The sequence below is a fragment of the Pasteurella oralis genome, assembly GCF_002850605.1.
In the GTDB taxonomy this organism is placed as follows: Bacteria; Pseudomonadota; Gammaproteobacteria; order Enterobacterales; family Pasteurellaceae; genus Pasteurella; species Pasteurella oralis.
In genome coordinates this window covers 267,868-286,806 of the sequence record NZ_NXGB01000004.1, presented here as the reverse complement: position 1 = coordinate 286,806, position 18,939 = coordinate 267,868, and the positions used below count along the sequence as shown (strand labels likewise).

Here is an 18,939-nt window from a genome sequence, read left to right as displayed (position 1 = left end):
CTCATGTTTTATCAAATTCTTGCATTATGTATTTGGGCGAGTTCTCTCGTTGCTGGTAAATATGCATTTACTATGCTTGATCCTGTATTAACAGTTCAAGCACGGTTAATCATTATTTCATTCCTTATCTTTCCATTATTTTTACGCCATTGGAAAAAAGTAGATAAACACTGGCACAGCCAATTATGGTGGCTTAGTTTTATTAATTATCCAGTGATTTTTCTATTGCAATTTATCGGCTTGAAATATACTTCAGTAGCAAGTGCAGTCACTATCATTGGTTTAGAACCATTATTGATTGTTTTTATTGGTCATTTCTTTTTTCAAGATAAAGCCAGTTGGTATCATTGGCTGTTTGGTATGATGGCTTTTTTAGGTGTAGCCATGTTAATTATTGGCGGTGAAGATACGGGTGAGATTAGCCTACTAGGTTGTAGTTTAGTGTTATTGGCGGGTATTTGTTTTTCTGCGAGTTTACGTTGGACTAAAAAGATGATTGGGCAGATTACCGCACCTGCTTATACGGCTATTTCAGTCGTGTTAGGTGCAATAACTTGTTTACCTTTTACATTGATATTAACACAACATTGGCAAGTAAATTGGAATTGGCAAGGCATTGGTGGATTATTCTATCTTTCTATTTTCTGTAGCTGGATTGCTTATTGGCTATGGAATAAGGGACTCAATGCTACACACACTAATTTGACGGGATTATTAACCGCACTTGAACCTATTTTTGGTGTATTTTTAGCCATTATATTATTAGATGAATCAATTTCGTTATTATCTTGGTTTGGTATTGTTGTCATTATTAGTGCAACATTAGTGGCAAGCCTTATACCTAAATTAGGTAAAGAATAATTTCACTTATTTTATTGTTTGAATAGCCAGTAAGTTTGAACAAACTTGCTGGCTTTTTAGCTATTTTTAATAAAATCAATTCTCATTTATGTTAAAATAACACACTTTGATTTGAACCAAGATTTTTAAGGACAAACATTTTATGATGATCGATAAACGATTGATAAATACGGTATCTGATAGCAAAAAATGGATTGCTAAAACCGTCTTTTGGAATTGGATAGCATTAGTTGCTGGTATTATCAGTGCTGTCGTTTTTGCGCTTTGTTTAGAACAAGCTTTTGAACAAACGTTAACTTTAGCAGGTGCGGTCAGTTTTGGTATAAATTTGATTGTAGCTTTAGCAATACGTACATTTGCGAGTAAAAAATCAGTACAGGCTTCTTATCAAGCAAGTACGAAAGTAAAACATGAGTTACGTACACTAATTTTTCAAAAATTAGCCGCTATGCCATTAAATCAAGTCAATCAACAGTCAACATCATCTATTATTCAAGTCGCCTCTGAAGGAGTAGAACAGCTTGAAATCTATTTTGGACGTTACTTACCTCAACTTTTTTATAGTCTACTTGCTCCTCTTACGTTATTTGTTTTCTTGGTTTGCTTTAATGCGTCTACCGCTTTTATTTTATTAGTTTGTGTACCGTTAATTCCAATGTCGATTATTGCAGTAAATAAAATAGCCAAACGTTTGTTACATAAATATTGGTCTATTTATGTGGGGCTAGGCAGTAGTTTTTTAGATAATTTGCAAGGTTTAGTTACTTTAAAAATCTACCAAGATGATGATTACAAAGCTAAACAAATAGATATTGAAGCCGAAAAATTTCGTACCATTACGATGAAAGTTCTTACTATGCAGTTAAATTCTGTTTCTTTAATGGATTTACTTGCTTATGGTGGTGCAGCAATTGGCATTTTAACTGCATTATTACAATTCCAAGCGGATCATTTGAGCATTTTTGGAGTGATTTTATTTATCTTACTCGCCTCAGAATTTTTCATTCCATTACGTTTACTTGGTTCTTTTTTCCATGTAGCGATGAATGGTAAAGCAGCCTCAGACAAAATTTTTACTTTGTTAGATACGCCAATCGAAACTCATGAAAGTGCGGTGGATTTTAAAGCAGAGAATTCAGTACGCGTAGATATTCAAAATTTACACTTTGCTTATTCTCCTGAAAAATTAGCTATTAACGGTTTGAATTTGACTATTGAACCGAAGCAATTAACCGTATTTGTTGGTAAAAGTGGTTGTGGTAAATCGACATTAGTATCGTTATTAATGGGCTTCCACAGCGCGCAACAGGGCAAAATTTTATTTAACCAACAAGAAATTCAAACCTTAGAACGCCATTCTTTCTATCGTCATGTGTCATTAGTGAGTCACAGTTCTTATATTTTCAAAGGGAGTTTGCGTGAAAATATGCTAATGGCCAATTTAAAGGCGACCGATCAACAAATTTACGCTGTACTTGAACAAGTCAATCTCGCTGACTTTGTGCGTGAAAATGGTGGTTTAGAGATGCCATTGTTAAGCCGCGGTAGTAATTTATCAGGAGGACAAATTCAGCGTTTAGCTTTGGCTAGAGCTTTGTTGCACGATGCAGATTTATACATTTTTGATGAAGCGACTAGCAATATTGATGTTGAAAGTGAGGAAATTATTTTAACGTTTATCCAACGCTTAAAAGCGGAGAAAACGATCATAATGATTTCTCATCGTTTAGCTAATGCTGTACAGGCTGATCAAATTTATGTATTGCAGAAAGGTGAACTTGCTGAACAGGGTAACCATGATGAACTCATGGCGAAAAAGGGTATTTATGCAGACATGTTTAATCAACAAAAGAATTTAGAAAATATCAGACAAGGAGGTGAGCATGCGTAAAAATGGATTTGTCATCATGTGGCATTTGCTTAAATTAGTTACACCATTAGCGCATATCATGACTTTCACTATTGTGATGGGTGTTCTCGGCTTTCTAGCTGCAATTTTCATTATGGTATTAGGCGCAATGGGATTAGTTAATCTACTTCAATTCCCAACTCATCTTGATTTTTCACAAATTTTGACCGCACTTATTGTACTTGCCGTAGCACGAGGTATTTTACGTTACCTCGAACAAATGTCAGGACATTATATTGCCTTTAAATTATTAGCGTTGTTGCGTGATAACGTATTTACTGCATTGCGTAAATTGGCTTTTGTTAAGTTGCAAGGTAAACAATCAGGACAATTACTCTCTTTAGTGACTAATGACATTGAATTACTCGAGGTTTTCTATGCGCATACCATTGCGCCAATTATGATTGCATTTTTCACTTCAAGTATCTTATTAGCTATTTTTGCTCACATTTCGTTGTGGTTTACTTTTATTGCTTTTTTAGCTTACCTGACTATCGGTTTAATTTTACCGATTATCACCACTAAAATGGCGCGTGAAGACGGACGTGTTTATCGAGAGTTAGTCGGTGAAATGAATGATTATTTCCTTGATAGCATACGTGGTATGAAAGAGCTACAGCTTTTTGGCAACGAACAAGAACGTTTATTGGGGATTCATCAACGCAGTGAAAAGATCGATCAAGCATTCTTAAAAATTAAGCAACAAGAAGGTAAAGTTCGTTCTTATACAGAAATTGCCGTTTCTGTATTTAATATTTTCATTTTATTTATGGGCTTGCTCCTATTCTATTATCAACAAATTCATTTTGCAGGTTTATTAATCGCGGTAATTTTATTAATGTCGAGCTATGGTCCTGTCATTGCATTAAGTAACTTATCTAATAACTTATTACAGACTTTAGCCAGTGGTGAACGTGTTTTAGGTTTATTAAGTGAAGAACCGCATTTAAAAGAGGTGATAACAGGACAAGATTTATCAGATGTCACTCAACTTGAAATAAATAATCTCAGTTTTGCTTATGGAGATGAACATATTTTATCGAATGTGAATTTATATTTAGAAAAAGGCAATATTTTAGGTATTCATGGACGCAGTGGTAGCGGAAAAAGTACGCTATTAAAGCTAATCATGCGTTTTTATGATCCACAAACAGGTCATATTCGTATTAATAATACCGATTTAACTCAAATTAATACGATGAATTTACGCGATAATATCGCTTATATCACTCAGCAAACTTATATTTTCAATGAAACCATTTATGAAAATATTGTGATGGCAAATCGTTCCGCCAGCAAAGAACAAGTGATTGAAGCAGCAAAAAAAGCCTCAATTCATGATTTCATTATGAGTTTACCTGAAGGTTATGACACTAAAATCACCGAATTAGGTAATAATTTATCTGACGGCGAAAAACAGCGTATTGGTATTGCTCGTGCGTTTTTACATAATGCGCCAATCATTTTACTTGATGAGCCAACCAGCAATTTAGACAGTTTAAATGAAGCAATTATTTTACAATCTTTGTTGAATGTAAAAGCAGAAAAATTGATTGTGTTAGTCAGCCATCGTGCGTCTACTATGGCAATTTGTGATCAAGTCATTCATATTGAAAATGGTAGAATGTCGTAAGTCATATTAAGTTTTTATCTTCAATCTAAAGTAAAAGAGCGGTCTGTTTTTCAATATGTTAGAAAAATAAATCGCTCTTTTTAATTAAAGAGAGAAAGAAATATCACAAAAAATATTTTAGAGACTAAGAATACTTGTATTACATTTAATACATCTAATATAATGGTTTTAAAATTCCAGAAATCTGAAGATAAAAAGTTAAAGGCATACAATAGGAGGATATATGATTATAACTGTGAGATTACCTAACGAACTAGAGGGGCGCTTAAATAATCTTGCTGCTAAAACAGGTCGAGCTAAATCTTATTATATTAAAGCAGCTCTTGAGGCTTATATGGAAGATTTAGAAGACTTGTTGCTTGCAAATGCTGTATTAGAACGTATTCATCTAGGGAAAGAAAAAGTATATAAATTAGAAGACATTGAAAATGAACTCAATTTGGATAGTGTTGTTCGCTGATACAGCTAAAAAACAACTAAAAAAACTTGCTAGGAAAAATCCTCAAAAAGCACAACAAATCATCAACTATCTCAAAATATTAGCTACATTGGAAAATCCTCGAGATCGTGGTAAAGGTCTCGTAGGTGATTTATCTGGTCTATGGCGTTATCGTATTGGTGATTATCGTATTATTTGTCATATTAATAACGGCGAAATGATTATTACTACTTTAGAACTAGGACATCGTAGAGATATTTATCACTGAAAATACCTTCTATCACTATAAATTCTGCTAAAAGATCAGTCTGTTTTTCAATATGTTAGAAAGCAGATTGCTCTTTAATTTACTCGTAAAAGCAAATAATCTAGCGAAATTTTCATCAATTCTAGTTATAGTAGAAACTACTTGTTTAACACAAACGTAAGGAGAAACGATGAAAGTAATCAGTTCTGCCATTAAAAATGGTGTATTTGAAGACAAATATGGTAAGCGAGGTAACCAATTTAGTCCGAATGGTATGCCGACGTATTCAATTCCTTTTGAGATTAGCGATGTTCCTAAAGGTACACAATCTTTTGCAGTCGTATTAGAAGATAAAGATGCCATTACAGCAAGTGGTTTTGTTTGGATTCATTGGTTAATTGCTAACTTAGAACGCACATCAGTACAAGCGAATGAAAGTCAAACCGCGACCGATTATATTCAAGGCGCTAATTCTTGGGCGAGTGTATTAGGTAAATTTGAACTTGCAGAAGCTTCTTTTTATGGTGGAATGGCACCACCAAATTGTCAACATCGTTATGAATTGATTGTGTATGCTTTGGATTGTAAATTAGATCTGGAAGCAGGCTTTCGCTTTAATGATCTTCATTTTGCGATGCAGGGGCATATTTTGGATCAAGCAGTTGTGATGGGTACTTATGATGTTTAATCAAGAGTAGGCTTTCTTGCTACTATTTTAACTGATTCTTTTTGTAGGTTTTGTTATATAAAGAGCGGTCTGTTTTTGCAAAATTTTACAGAAATACACCGCACCTTGTTTCAGAATATGATTGTACAGTTTGTTTGACTGGTAATATATAAATCATGTTTAAACAAAGTACGATCTAATAAATGCCATCTTATTTAACGTAGTATTTAAATCCTTTAAAAAGGAAATATTATGATAAAAATTCATCCTGATGCCCAAGCTGTACTTGACTTTTGGTATAGCGAGGAAAATAAAGCAAATTGGTTTGTTAAATCAGATCAATTTGATCAAGCTATTCGAGCACAATTTGCTCAAATATTAGAGCAAGGTAGTCGTGGTGAACTAGATAGTTGGCGCACGACAATTCAAGGTCGTTTAGCTGAAATTATTGTGCTAGACCAGTTTTCACGTAACCTCTATCGCAATACACCACGTGCATTTGCACAAGATACAATGGCATTAGTGTTAGCACAAACTGCAATTGAATTGCCTGAATTTATGTCGTTGAGTGAATCAGAAAAACATTTTATTTTAATGCCTTATATGCATTCAGAATCAGCTTATATTCACCAAAAGGCAGTTGAATTGTTTGATAAATTTACTAATCCAGCGTTGTTGGATTTTGAAATTAAACATAAAGTGATTATTGATCGTTTTGGGCGTTATCCACACCGTAATGCCATTTTAGGACGTCAATCAAGTGCTGAAGAAATTGACTTTTTACAACAACCCAATTCTTCATTTTAATTATTAGATTTAAATAATAAATAACCTCCTTATAAGGTTCTTACTCCTTTAAAGAGGTTTATTTTTATAAAATATAAAAAATAATAAATTATAAGATGGCTGTAGTTATTGTAGAAATTAGATGGTGATCACAATTTGATTAAAAATAGTTTTACACTCTTGTTTTTGTATAAATAAAAAGCTATAACTCTTTGTAGAATTATAAATAATAAACAAATCCTTTGTGTATGGTATAAGAAATGCTTTTGTTTAAACCTCCTACAAAAATAACTTTTCCTTTATTATTCATTCTCTATTCTAATTTTTCTCTTGCTGACAATTTACAAGCCGAATCTATTCGTATTCAGCAACAACAAAAACAACTTGAGCAAGTCTTATTGAAGACACAGGATATTTATCTGTCACAAATAGATAGCAAACAAGAAATATTTCAATTAGGGCAACATGAGACTCCTTGTTTTGCTATTCAGCAATTTAATCTTGTGGGAGAGAAAGCCGATCAATTTTCTTTTCTATTAAATAAAATAATTAAAAAATCCCAGTTTAAATCTGGTATGTGTCTTGGTACTCAATCCATTCAATATTTGCAAACATTGGCACAAAATATAGTGATTGATGAAGGGCTTGTCACTACCCAGCTTTATATTGCACCACAAGATTTAACAACAGGTACGCTGTGTTTTTCAATAGAGCCAGGTTATATTGGTAAACTTAAATTTAATCAAAACGGTGCACAATTAAATACATTAGGTCAATATGCGACTTTTCCCGTGAATCGACAAAAGATTCTGACTTTATCTGAGCTAGAGCAAGGGCTTGAAAATTTACGCCGTTTATCTGGCGTAGAAGCGACTATTCGGATTGAACCTGCTACTGATACTGATATGCTGGGAGAAAGCAATGTCATTGTTGAGCGTTCTCAACCAAAAAGTTGGTTTTTAACCTTAGGAGTAAATGATGCGGGAAGTAAAACCACGGGAAAATACCAAGGCAATATTAGCTTACAACTTAATAACTTACTTGGGATGAACGATCTTGTTTATGCAGCATATAACCAAGACTTAGGTCATCATAAAGTCAGTTATGTTGATCGTTTTGGTAAAAAAACGGACAGTGGTACACAAGGTTATAGCCTGCATTATTCAGTGCCATTTGGTTATTGGTTATGGTCAATTAATCATAGTTATCATACCTATAATGAAGCCACTGAAGGTTATTATATTAACTACGATTATAGTGGTAAAACCTATAATACTAATATGAATTTAAGCCGTCTGATTTTTCGTCATAAACAACATAAAACGACTTTAGGCATGAAGTTATGGCGTTTAAGAATGTATAAATATATTGATGACGCAGAAATTGAAGTACAGCGCAGACAAATGGGCGGTTGGGAAGCTAATTTAGCTCATCATATGCAATTAGGTAGAGCAATAATTAATGCTAATGTGAGTTATAAACGTGGTACAGGGCTATTTAATAGTCAACCCGCCCCAGAAGAATTTAATGATGAACATGATGCTATTCCAGGCACCTCCCGTATGAAGATAATTAATGCAGCATTAGATATTGCCATCCCTTTTCAATTGTTTAAACAACCTTTTTCGCTAGACAGTAGTTTAGCGTTGCAATGGAATAAAACACCATTAATTCCACAGGATAAATTGTCTATTGGCGGGCGTTATACTGTCAGAGGATTTGATGGTGAACGTAGTTTAGCTGGTGAAAAAGGTTGGTATTGGCAAAATAACGTTAATTGGCATTATTTAGATCATCATCGTATTTATTTTGGTGTTGATGTTGGGCGTGTATCTAGGCGTAGTACGCAAGGACTGCCTGAACAAAAATTAGTTGGTGCAGTTATTGGTGTTGCTGGACATTTTTTGTTATTCAATGGGCAATTACAATATCAATTTTCTTTGGCAAAACCTTGCGATAAACCAACAGGTTTCCGTACAGCAACAACTACTTATGGGTTGAATTTAAGTTATCGTTATTAATTTATTTTAATGATTAAGGAGATATTGGCATGAGTAAATTAAATCATACTGGTAATAAAAATGTACAAAAGCGTAAACCACAATGTTATGTGAGAAAAAAATCACAACTCAATTGCTCTTTTTCCCACCAACTCAAAACGACTTGTCTTATTACCAGTTTTCTCTTTCAATCCATTGTTCCCAGTTATGCCAATATTATTGCGGATAATCAAGCACCACAAAATCAACAACCTATTATTTTAAAAGATGGACAAGGCAATCCATTAATTAATATTCAAACACCGAATGCTAATGGTTTAAGTCATAACCGTTATACGCAATTTGATGTGGATACACATGGTGCAACTTTAAATAACCATCGTACGAGTAATCCACATTTAGCCAAAGGTACAGCCAAAGTTATTTTAAATGAAGTGCGTTCTAATAGCCCAAGTAAATTAGAAGGCATAGTCAGTGTGATTGGTGATAAAGCTGATGTGATTATTGCTAATCCATCGGGTATTCAGGTTAATGGTGGTGGCTTTAAAAATGTTGGGCGTTCTACTTTAACAACAGGGCAGATTGAAGTCAAAAATGGTGCTGTACAAGCAATTGATATGCAGCAAGGTACAGTTTCTATTGGTAGCAAAGGTTTTGATAACCGCGAAACAGATTACACCGAAATTCTTGCTCGAGCTGTAGAAGTACAGGGGGCATTGCAGGCTAATCAAATTGGTATTTCAACAGGTAATCAAAAAGTAGATTATGTTTCTGGTCAAGTGTTAGAAAAAAGAGAGGGAACATCAACATCTGAGGTAGCTATTGATATTGCTGAGCTTGGAGGAATTTATGCTAACAGTATTCATTTAATTGCGAATGAAAATGGTGTGGGAGTTAAAAACTCTGGGCAATTAAAAGCAAATAATCGATTGGTTGTTACTTCCTCAGGGCGAATTGAAAATGTGGGGGATATGCTTGCTCAGCACGATAGTGACAAATCTATTTTAGTATTAGAAACAGTGGGTAAAAATCAAGATATTGTATCCACTAAGGGCAAGATTGAAGGTAAAAATCAGGTCATTTTAAGCGCGTCAGGTAAAGTAAAACTAGCCAATACTAAGGTGCAACAAACAGATAAAAACGTAGGTACGGGAGTATTGCTAAATAGTAAAGCCAATATTGAGATTACAGAGAGCCAGTTAACCAGTGGTAAAGGCAATGTATCATTATTAAGTAAAAATGATATTCATTTAGCAAATGATACTTCAGTAAGCGCAGATAATGATCTTTTCTTACGTAGTCAAAATGGCAAGATTCAATTAGATACTTTGTTTGAGACTAAAACAGAAACTTCAGTCAGGTATGAAAAACAAAGAGGAAGTTTTGCTAGAATAAATAAAATAGAAACACATAGTGATAACATTATTGAATACCCAGTTCTATTAAATGCAAAAGGCGAAATTAAATTTGTTTCACCTAAAATTGAGATTAATGCAGCAAAATTAAAAGCAGAAGATGATATTTCGTTGATTACTAATAAAGATTCATTATTTATTAATGGTGTTTTTGCCTTATTTAGTAATTACATTACAAAGAAAAGAAATGATTATTTTGTAAATAAAATAAATGAATTAAGTCAAATTATTAATAACGTTAGAACATCAAAAGAATATATTCAAGCATCTAAAATTTCTGGAGGAGCAAGTTTAGGAGCTAGATTGTCATCAGCTATGAATATTAAAAAGAAATTAGAAATTCTTGAGCTACCAATTAAGGAAGAAAAAAAACAAAAAGCCGAACTAGAAAAATCCTTTCCATTCTTAACCAAAAAGGTCGTGGTCATGAATATACGTTGGCAGAACTAACAGGCAAAAATATCAATATTTTTTCTGAGCAAGGGATTAATATTGAAGGTGCAAAACTAAATGCAGATCAAACGATTAATATTCATGCAGTAGGCTTATTACCACAACAAGAAAACTCTCCTTTAACTTCGATTAATATTAATGGTGTATTTGATTCCTATGAATATGGTGGTGGCAATCACTATGCCTATGGAATTTTTAATAACCCAACGGTTATTAGTGGCAAAGCAGGAGTCAATATTTCCACTACTGCACAAAATGGTATGTTAACAATTGGTGCTTCTCACCTTTCTTCTGATGAAGGAAAAATCAATTTACAAGCTTACCAAGATATTGATTTAACATCAGGGCAAGGCGAACTTTATACTTATGATAAGCACAGTTATAAAACAGGTAAATGGTATAAACGTAAGTATGTTACTGAAATTAAAGAACACCGCCATGCTAAAGCAGATCCAACAATTTTAGCAGCAGCAAAAGGAATTGATATTCAGGCTGGTGGTAATTTGAATGCTTATGCTACTTTATTTGATGCACCAAAAGGCACAATTGACATCACGGCAGGACAAGGGCTGAATTTATATGCTGTAGATGAAATTCACTATAACAAACTAGAAAGTCATAAACGGTCTAAATTTTTAGGTATTCGTTATAACAAGTCAGATCGTTCTAGTACTCAGTCAATGAAAACGGCATTACCTTCTCGTTTAGTAGCACAGAGTACAAATTTAACTTCAGGTTGGGATACTTTATTACAGGGTACTCAGTTTGAGAATACCTTAACTGGCGCAAAAATTCGCGTTGGTGTTGGTGAAAAAGCGCGTGAAAATGCCAAATTAATTTTAAAAGGGATTAAAACTACGATTCAAACTGAAGAAACTTATGAATCAAGTTCATTAGTCTGGCAAAAAATGGCAGGAAAAGGTGAATTAGTAGAAAGCTTGATTTTACCTTCTTTTAAAGGTGAAAAACCAATTTTTGATGCACCAAATGGCATTATTGCTGATATTCCAGAGGGCGATTTAAAAACTGAATTAGAAAAATTGATTCAAAAACCTGAATATGCATACTTAAAAGAACTAAAAAGCAATGGAAATGTAAACTGGAACCAAGTAGCGCTAGCTTATGATAAATGGGAATATGAGCATGAGGGCTTAACTGGTGCCGCAGCGGCATTGATTGCAATTGCTGTTGCTGTTGTCACGGCTGGGGCTGGTGCTGCAGGGGCTGGTGCTGCGTTAATTGGCGCCGCGAAAGGGACGGTTTCTGCAGCAATGGCAAATGCAGCAGTAGCTTCTTTAGCCAGTCAAGCAGCGATTGCTGTGGTCAACAATAAAGGCGATGTAGGACGCGCTTTAAAAGATTTAGGTCGTAGTCGCACAGTGAAAAATTTAGCCACTTCAGTTGTGACAGCCGGCGTTGCTCATCAAGTATTAGGTGCGGTGGGGTTAGCAGAAGTAACAGAAGCTAGCCAATTTAGCGATCGTTTAACCGAGAGTTTGATTAATGCTGGTACATCCGCTGTGGTACATACTGCGATTAACGGTGGCAGTTTGTCAAACAGTTTAGAAAGCTCAATTATCGCTGCTTTGGCGCAAACTTTACACGGAGAGCTTGCCCAGCATATTAAGGGAATTACAGTGGGTAATGAGCAAGTTTGGTATCGCCAAGTCGCGCATAAACTCGCTCACGCTGTCACAGGTTGTGCAGCTGCAAGCGCGCAAAAAGGACGTTGCTCTGATGGGGCAATGGGGGCAGCTGTTGGGGAGATTGTTGCAGAAATTCTTGGTAACCAAATATTGAAAGCCAATGGTGCAAGTGAGTTAACTTTTGATGAAAAGCGTTCTATTTTAAATAAAACAAAATTGATCGTTGGGAGTATCGCTGCATTAACTAATGCAGATGTAAATATGACTGTTGATACTGCAACAATTGCAGTAAAAAATAATTATCTTACTTCAGAGAAAGAAAGAGAAAAACAACGATTAATTTATGAATCGGGCAAACGCGAGTTATCTGATGAAGAACAAACAAGATTATTTGTATTGGCTATTGAAGATTTGGAATCGAGTAACCGATTAATTGCTGCTTGTAAAAATGTGTCTAGTGAGGCTTGTTCAACTGAACGTAGTAAAGCATTTGCTGCTTGTAAAAATGTGTCTAGTGAGGCTTGTTCAACTGAACGTAGTAAAGCATTTGCTGCATTAAAAAGTTATATTCCATTGACAATCTATCATCCTAGAGAACATCAGCCAGGTTATGTGGATATAACGGATTTATTGTCTTATACAGATGCGGATTCAGTAACATTAAGAAATATTTATAATGGTTATATAGAAAGTTTTAAAGCGTTTGGTTTTTCGGATGAGCAGGCTAAAAAAGCTGCATCGCGTAAGTTAAATGTAGAATATCTTGCTGCATTTGCATTAAATATGGGTAAAGCTAAAAATAATAGCCAAGCACTTACTAAAATAAAGATTAATAAAATTTACCTACCGAGCCAGCAAAAGTTACATGAGTTACGTGTTGAAAGCTTGGCTCACCAAATTAATAAACCTGATTTTAAGCATAAAGATTTGGTTTTAACAATGGATGGTAAAGTGTTTACACCTATTCAAGATTTCAGCAGAAATGCTTCAGTTTACCAAGGATTAAATACAACACAAATTTTTGAATTGACGAAACAAATTGCAGGGGTAGATAAATTACCAGATGTACGGATAATGCCGAATAAGACCTCTATTTCTGGCGATCAGGGGATGTTATATGTTATACAACCTACAGAAGGAAAATTGAAAGGGACAAAAATTCATTTGAGAAATTATTCACATTCACAAGATGAAACAATGGCTAAATGGACATTAGATATAGTGAATACAAAACAGGATGAATTGATAAAACTTTGGAATAAACCCAAAATAGAATTAAAATTTCAATAAGATAGGAATATATTATGTTAGAAAAGATGTCAAATAAAGAAATTACTGAGATTATAAAAACAAATAAAGGGTTAGAATTGGATGCTTTATTTTGGGCTTTTCAATCCCATTATGGGTTTGTAAAAGAGAAACCAGAAATTAAAGAAATGTTTTTAGAATTAATAGCAGATCTGGTTAAAAAAGGGGAATTAAAATTAGCTAATTGTGGAAAACCTTTAGAAGGTAGTATTGAAGAACAAATAGATCTTTTTCGTCAGGCATGGCCTGACCATTATGACGATAATGAGATCGAATATGATATTGATACTTCATGGTGGATTTCTTACGCTCCAGCAGGAGCTGTCTGGGTTTGGGATGAAGAGGAAGAAGATTAGATCTAACTAGATAAAAGTGCGGTCAATTTTGAAAAAGTTTTACATTTTGAGGAATTGACTGTTTTTTGTGTAAGATGATGTTATATCGTTGATTGAATTCGCGCTCGTGTTTACACGAGTGCGTTTTTCATTTTGTTGTTAAAGCACTCGTCAGAGACGAGCGCTATCAAAGGGAAAATTGAAAGGGGCTAGTATTAATTTAAGAAATTATTCAAATTCTGATACTGAAAGTAAAGCTAGGTGGACGATTGATATTAATATTAAAAAACAATCTGATAATGCTAGGTTATGGGATAAAGAACAATTTGAGCTAAAATTTCAATAGATTGAGGAGAAATATATGTTAGAAAAAATGTCAGAAACACAATATAAACGAGTGATTGAAAATAATCGAGGACTTACATTAATTGGTATGTTTTCCAGTTTTCAGGTGTGTTATGGAGATATAAGAGATAAACCTGAAATCAAAGAAATGTTTTTAGAATTGATGGCAGATTTAATGAAAACAGGGGAACTCAAGTTAGCGACTAACGGTAAATTCCTCGAAGGGTCGATTGAAGAACAGATTGATTTATTTCGCCAAGCCTGACCAGATCATTATGATGAAAATGAAATGGAATATGATATTGATAATACATGGTGGATTACTTATGCCCCAGCAGGCGCAGTGTGGATTTGCGAAGATGGCTATGAAGAATGGACTTAGCGAGATAAAAGTGCGGTCAATTTTGAAAAAGTTTTACACTTTGAGGAATTGACTGTTTTTTGTGTAAGATGAGGTTATATCGTTGATTGAATTCGCGCTCGTGTTTACACGAGTGCGTTTTTCATTTGTTGTTAAAGCACTCGTCAGAGATGAGCGCTATCAAAGTTATGAAGATTGGACCTGATTAGATAAAAAGTGCGGTATGTTTTGAGTAAATTTTGACATACCGCTTTTTTTAGGTTAGATGCGAGTTTGGATACTTGCGAGAATAGGAAGAGAAAGTGCAGCTTGTCTGAATGCAAAAAACTCGTCAAAACTGACCGCACTTTTTCGTGTTGTTAAGGGGCAAGGTAGAATTCGATATAGCCGCCTTGATAAACATAGCCTTTGATATCACCATGTATTTCGTATTTAAAATCAATATCACGGAAAATTAATAGCCCACCTTCTTCCGTTGGTACTTTAGTGAGTTTTTCAGCTAAAGGAAGCAATTCCTCTTGTTGGTATTTTTGATGAATGTCCAATCCTGCTGACTTAAATACCTCTGCAAAGTAACTTTCACTGAAGTTATATTGATAGCCAGAATCTTCATCGATAAACGCAAAGTGACGTTGGAATAATTGAGATTTATCTTGTTCTGATACTTCATCTTGTGTTTTTGTATCAATATAACCGTTGATCAGATACAGTTTTTGATAAGGCTGAATATCAATGGCTTGTTTATAGTTTCTGTTTGCGTCATAAGCATAAAAGCTAATAGAAGCATATTTATCTTGGTAATTATTATTGTAGACAATTTGGTTGTAGTAAAAACCAGATAAGTAATCAAGATTTTCTTTACCATATTTCGTGATTGCCTGTGGGTTAGTTTTAATATAACGCTCAATAATATCATCTAATAGTTTGTATTTTGCAGCTTGCTTACTGCTTAACTGTTTCGCAAAATTTTTCTCAAAAATTTGGGCGCTAATTTTCTCATTTTTATCGAGAACATTAAGTTCGGTTAACAGTCGTTCAAAGCGCACAAGTTGATTTTGTTGGGCTAGCTGATAAGGTGAGGTAAGTATCATACCAGCGAAAATAACGGCACAAGTGGTTAGTGTAAATAAGCGATATTGTAACCATCGCTGGCTCATGCAGCATAAGACAAACAACGTAATGATGCTGGCAATCATGACTAAGAAGACTCTTGTTTCAGTTAGGCCATAAGTGGTAATACGTTCGTTGATACCTAACCACAGTAAAATCAATGGTGCAATAGAAAGATAGCTGAAATAGCGATAAAACCATGCCCATTTAGGTTCAGTTAATAATAAACGTAGCGCATTGCACAGTAGACCTAGCGCGATGTAAGGCATAATGATGTAGGCTACTCCGCCTTGTGGTAACTCAAAATGAAGGAGAATTTTCGCTAAATAAAGATACACAAGGAAGGTATAAATGATGACAACAGGTGAGAAAATAAAGTTAATCACCAGTTCAATGACATAGTGAAAACGTTCATTTTGGAAATTGTTCGCTAAACGTTGTTCAAAAATAAGAAATAAAATGGGCGTGAAGAAAAAAGTGGTAAATAGAATCGTTTTAGGTACTACATAGGATGTCAAAATATTTAGATTAAATAGATATTCAATGCTAGTAAAAATGAGTAGTACAGAAAGACAAATAATGCATGCAACGGCAATAGACAGAATAAGTTGTGCAAAACGAGATATTGTATCGTAGATAAAATGTCGATTATCTTTCGCTAGTGGATAAGTAATAAACAGCAAAAAGTGGATAAGCAATAATCCCCAATAGGCATGGTTATCATAAATATCACGTTCAGCAAAATAAAAAGCTAAGGTGATTGCAATGGCGTAACTTATTGTGATCCAAGGAGCATATTTGACTTTTTGCAACATTAATGCTGTCGAAAAATAAATCGGCAATAATAGAATCAAGATGGCATAAGAGGAAATGTTGTCATCTTGAATGAAAGGAATACATGAAGTGCTGACTAAAACAAACAACACAGCTAAAGGATACTTGCTTGTCAAGTCTTTTGCCGTATTGGTGAGGGACTGTATGAGATGCATTTTTCGTTCCTTAAACAATAATCGCTTAAATAAAATCATTTTAATGTTTTTGTGACTAGTTGGGTAGCTTGAATAAAAAAGCCACAGCGAACTGTGGCGAAAACTCATAATGAAAAAGACATTTATATGATTTTTATTTAGAGGAAACTTGTTGTAAGAAAATCTTGCGTGGGGTGGTCAAACCGAGTTTTTCTGCTTCATTAACTAAATTCAATGCGCGATTAATATCATTTTGTTTTAACGCATTCTTCACTGCTTGATTAAAATAGGCTTCGGTCTCTTTATCTACTGGCGTTGTCACCGCTTGAGCTGGCGGCATAATTGGTTGTACTTTACCTATTGGCGTTGCTGGTTTTTTCTCAAATAATGTGTTGGGTAAGCCAATAAATTGTGTACCTTGTGAATGAGTGACGTTGACGATAATCTCACCTTGACGACTATGTGTAACTTCAATATCAGGAATGGCGGGTGGTTGTTTTCCTGTCGCTTTAGCAAACACTTTAGCAGGATGTGGCATCATCGTAGTTTTGCTTAAATCTTGTGCAGTTGTATAGATCAGTAAATAAATATAATCTTGTCCAGCTACTGGCGTTAAACTTAATTCAGCTTCTAAGCGATTTGGTTTTAAACCGCGTTCTTCTTGGAATGTGAAAGTAGAAGAAGGATAAGTGGCAGCAATATTGAATTTCCCATCTAAAATGACCGCACTTGGCACAAATAGTTGTTTATCTATTACCGGACTGGTGATTTCAATCGTCAATGTGCCTTGATTTGCAGGGATACGATAAGCGGCAACAGGACTTTCTGTACCTGCAAAATGCGTGGTAAAGGCTTGGTTTTGTTGTGTTGATAATTGAGTTTTTACTGATTGCGAATAAGGCACATCTTGCCATTGTAGTTGTGAAAGTGATTGTGAATTAATATGAACAGGATTGGCATAACTGAAACTTGCTGTAACCAAAAGTGCGGTCGCAAATAAGATTTTTTTCATATTAACCTCGCAATCAACGAATTAAATTAGATTAGTCGATGGCACAAAGAACTTCCCTATGCCATCTTTTTTAGGTTTTATTTAACCAATGTGGCGATTACCACCAAGCTTCAAATTGAACGCCGTAGATAAACTCACCATCTTTGGCTTTACCAAATTTGTGTGGATCGGTTACGCGATCACCAAATTTATCATTCCAGTGTGCGTAAGTACCAAAGACACGAATTGCTGGACGTGCCCAAATGCTGCTACCAGCTTGCCATTGTTGAGCAAGGGTCACTTTAGTGAGGTCGTTTTTCTTACCTGTAGCTTGATCTTTAACACGGTCATAACCTAATTCCATTAAAGTACTCATCGTATTATTCCATTTATACATTGGACGAATACCTGCGGAGTACCAAGTATTTCCTTGTTTATTATCGAGATCCGTTTTTTGGAAAATGAGTGCGTGCATGACTTCGACTTTATCACTCAATTGAACAACACCTTGATTGATTAAACGAAGCATTTTTCCGCGGTTATTCGTTAAACTACCTTTTGCATGACCTACGTTCCAATCTGCTGCCATTGAATCTTTAGCAAATTGAACAGTGAATTTATTAAATCCACCAAAGAAGTTACCTTGAGTATGTTCGGCGGTTAACATGAAACCATTTTTGGTTGCATTATCTTCAAAAGTGAAACCATCTTTAACATGTGCATTAGCATAGTCAAAACCAAGTTCTAAAGAACCATCTTGATTGGTTTTGATGCCTGCTAAACGGATGTCAAAAACATCATTGTATACTTTTTGGTCTTTATCTGAGCGAATATATTTTTTTGTTGCAGCGTCATATCGCCAGCTATATGCACCGTTACCTTCAGTATTGCGCGTTATCGCTAAAGAGAGTTTACCAAAGCCAAGATCAATATTTTCTACCCCAGCACCAGGACCTGAAATATCCCAGTAGTAGAAATCGTTCATATGGACATCATGGCGTTGATAGAAACGTTTACCTGCCCATAATGTCGCGCCCGGTAAGCTATCAGCGAAGTTTTTAAATTGAACATTAATTTCACGTAATGCTGGCGCTGTATCTTCCCAGTCATTTTGTTGTAAGATTCCGCCGTAAGCGACGTTAGAATCTAAATAAATCGTCTTTTCACCATCTTTAAATAGTTCTTGACCTAATTTGAATTCTGCATAAGTTTCGTTTTCATTACCTAAACGATATTTTGCTGGTGCACCAGTTGCTTTGAATGCACTTTGTTCACCACCACCTGATGTCCAACCAATACCTGAACGTGCATAACCATGGAAATCAACTGCAACAGCTTGTGTTGCAAATAATGCGCCTGTTACTGCTAAGGCAAGTAGTGTCTTTTTACTATTCATAACTGACCTCTTTTTACCAAATAAATATGATTGTTCAATATCTTATTGATATTGTTAGAGCTAATGGTG

Annotated in this window: 14 protein-coding genes and 1 pseudogene; 12 read left to right on the top strand and 3 right to left on the bottom strand. The window is 34.8% G+C overall.

The window, feature by feature from the left end; translation table 11 throughout:
• Window positions 1-3: 3 nt before the first annotated feature.
• From C0975_RS07220 to C0975_RS11715, 12 genes and pseudogenes are all read left to right on the top strand, one after another.
• The gene (locus C0975_RS07220) at window positions 4-861 is read left to right on the top strand and encodes a DMT family transporter (RefSeq protein ID WP_101775711.1); all 858 of its coding nucleotides are present in this window, start codon (window positions 4-6) and stop codon (window positions 859-861) included.
• Between the two features lie 142 nt (window positions 862-1,003).
• Window positions 1,004-2,752 carry an ABC transporter ATP-binding protein/permease gene (locus tag C0975_RS07215; RefSeq protein WP_101775710.1) on the top strand — a complete coding sequence of 583 codons (1,749 nt, stop codon included), beginning with the start codon at window positions 1,004-1,006 and terminating at the stop codon, window positions 2,750-2,752.
• Window positions 2,745-4,403, top strand: a complete 1,659-nt coding sequence (gene cydC / locus C0975_RS07210; RefSeq protein WP_101775709.1) for a thiol reductant ABC exporter subunit CydC — start codon at window positions 2,745-2,747, stop codon at window positions 4,401-4,403. The genes C0975_RS07215 and cydC overlap by 8 nt, the downstream gene beginning before the upstream one ends.
• 223 nt (window positions 4,404-4,626) lie before the next feature.
• Window positions 4,627-4,863 carry a type II toxin-antitoxin system RelB family antitoxin gene (gene relB / locus C0975_RS07205; protein ID WP_101775708.1) on the top strand — a complete coding sequence of 79 codons (237 nt, stop codon included), beginning with the start codon at window positions 4,627-4,629 and terminating at the stop codon, window positions 4,861-4,863.
• Window positions 4,832-5,110, top strand: a complete 279-nt coding sequence (locus C0975_RS07200) for a type II toxin-antitoxin system RelE family toxin (protein WP_101775707.1) — start codon at window positions 4,832-4,834, stop codon at window positions 5,108-5,110. The genes relB and C0975_RS07200 overlap by 32 nt, the downstream gene beginning before the upstream one ends.
• Before the next feature lie 169 nt (window positions 5,111-5,279).
• Complete coding sequence (locus C0975_RS07195) at window positions 5,280-5,777, top strand: YbhB/YbcL family Raf kinase inhibitor-like protein (protein WP_101775706.1); 498 nt, start codon at window positions 5,280-5,282, stop codon at window positions 5,775-5,777.
• A gap of 231 nt (window positions 5,778-6,008) precedes the next feature.
• Window positions 6,009-6,563 (top strand): DUF924 family protein, encoded by a 555-nt coding sequence (locus C0975_RS07190; RefSeq protein ID WP_101775705.1) that lies wholly within the window; start codon window positions 6,009-6,011, stop codon window positions 6,561-6,563.
• A 245-nt stretch (window positions 6,564-6,808) separates the two neighbouring features.
• Window positions 6,809-8,563 carry a ShlB/FhaC/HecB family hemolysin secretion/activation protein gene (locus tag C0975_RS07185; protein ID WP_167383045.1) on the top strand — a complete coding sequence of 585 codons (1,755 nt, stop codon included), beginning with the start codon at window positions 6,809-6,811 and terminating at the stop codon, window positions 8,561-8,563.
• A gap of 29 nt (window positions 8,564-8,592) precedes the next feature.
• Window positions 8,593-10,407, top strand: coding sequence for a filamentous hemagglutinin N-terminal domain-containing protein (locus C0975_RS07180; RefSeq protein ID WP_101775703.1), 1,815 nt, complete (start codon window positions 8,593-8,595; stop codon window positions 10,405-10,407).
• Window positions 10,395-13,346, top strand: a complete 2,952-nt coding sequence (locus C0975_RS07175) for a DUF637 domain-containing protein (RefSeq protein ID WP_101775702.1) — start codon at window positions 10,395-10,397, stop codon at window positions 13,344-13,346. The genes C0975_RS07180 and C0975_RS07175 overlap by 13 nt, the downstream gene beginning before the upstream one ends.
• 14 nt (window positions 13,347-13,360) lie before the next feature.
• The gene (locus C0975_RS07170; protein WP_101775701.1) at window positions 13,361-13,720 is read left to right on the top strand and encodes a DUF596 domain-containing protein; all 360 of its coding nucleotides are present in this window, start codon (window positions 13,361-13,363) and stop codon (window positions 13,718-13,720) included.
• A 340-nt stretch (window positions 13,721-14,060) separates the two neighbouring features.
• Window positions 14,061-14,426: pseudogene (locus tag C0975_RS11715) on the top strand (DUF596 domain-containing protein).
• 338 nt (window positions 14,427-14,764) lie between these two features.
• Here C0975_RS11715 and C0975_RS07160 read toward each other — a convergent pair.
• The 3 genes from C0975_RS07160 to C0975_RS07150 all read right to left on the bottom strand — a co-directional run bounded on the left by C0975_RS07160 (window position 14,765) and on the right by C0975_RS07150 (window position 18,870).
• Complete coding sequence (locus C0975_RS07160; RefSeq protein WP_101775700.1) at window positions 14,765-16,504, bottom strand: DUF4153 domain-containing protein; 1,740 nt, start codon at window positions 16,502-16,504, stop codon at window positions 14,765-14,767.
• A 133-nt stretch (window positions 16,505-16,637) separates the two neighbouring features.
• Window positions 16,638-17,495, bottom strand: a complete 858-nt coding sequence (malM, locus tag C0975_RS07155) for a maltose operon protein MalM (RefSeq protein ID WP_101775699.1) — start codon at window positions 17,493-17,495, stop codon at window positions 16,638-16,640.
• 97 nt (window positions 17,496-17,592) lie between these two features.
• Window positions 17,593-18,870 (bottom strand): maltoporin, encoded by a 1,278-nt coding sequence (locus tag C0975_RS07150; protein WP_101775698.1) that lies wholly within the window; start codon window positions 18,868-18,870, stop codon window positions 17,593-17,595.
• Window positions 18,871-18,939: the final 69 nt, after the last annotated feature.

What these genes read in the sequence shown, in the direction of transcription:
- C0975_RS07220 (WP_101775711.1), top strand. Translation starts at nt 4, where the DNA reads ATGTTTTATCAAATTCTTGCATTATGTATTTGGGCGAGTTCTCTCGTT.
- C0975_RS07215 (WP_101775710.1), top strand. Translation starts at nt 1,004, where the DNA reads ATGATGATCGATAAACGATTGATAAATACGGTATCTGATAGCAAAAAA.
- cydC (WP_101775709.1), top strand. Translation starts at nt 2,745, where the DNA reads ATGCGTAAAAATGGATTTGTCATCATGTGGCATTTGCTTAAATTAGTT.
- relB (WP_101775708.1), top strand. Translation starts at nt 4,627, where the DNA reads ATGATTATAACTGTGAGATTACCTAACGAACTAGAGGGGCGCTTAAAT.
- C0975_RS07200 (WP_101775707.1), top strand. Translation starts at nt 4,832, where the DNA reads ATGAACTCAATTTGGATAGTGTTGTTCGCTGATACAGCTAAAAAACAA.
- C0975_RS07195 (WP_101775706.1), top strand. Translation starts at nt 5,280, where the DNA reads ATGAAAGTAATCAGTTCTGCCATTAAAAATGGTGTATTTGAAGACAAA.
- C0975_RS07190 (WP_101775705.1), top strand. Translation starts at nt 6,009, where the DNA reads ATGATAAAAATTCATCCTGATGCCCAAGCTGTACTTGACTTTTGGTAT.
- C0975_RS07180 (WP_101775703.1), top strand. Translation starts at nt 8,593, where the DNA reads ATGAGTAAATTAAATCATACTGGTAATAAAAATGTACAAAAGCGTAAA.
- C0975_RS07170 (WP_101775701.1), top strand. Translation starts at nt 13,361, where the DNA reads ATGTTAGAAAAGATGTCAAATAAAGAAATTACTGAGATTATAAAAACA.
- C0975_RS07160 (WP_101775700.1), bottom strand. Translation starts at nt 16,504, where the DNA reads ATGCATCTCATACAGTCCCTCACCAATACGGCAAAAGACTTGACAAGC.
- malM (WP_101775699.1), bottom strand. Translation starts at nt 17,495, where the DNA reads ATGAAAAAAATCTTATTTGCGACCGCACTTTTGGTTACAGCAAGTTTC.
- C0975_RS07150 (WP_101775698.1), bottom strand. Translation starts at nt 18,870, where the DNA reads ATGAATAGTAAAAAGACACTACTTGCCTTAGCAGTAACAGGCGCATTA.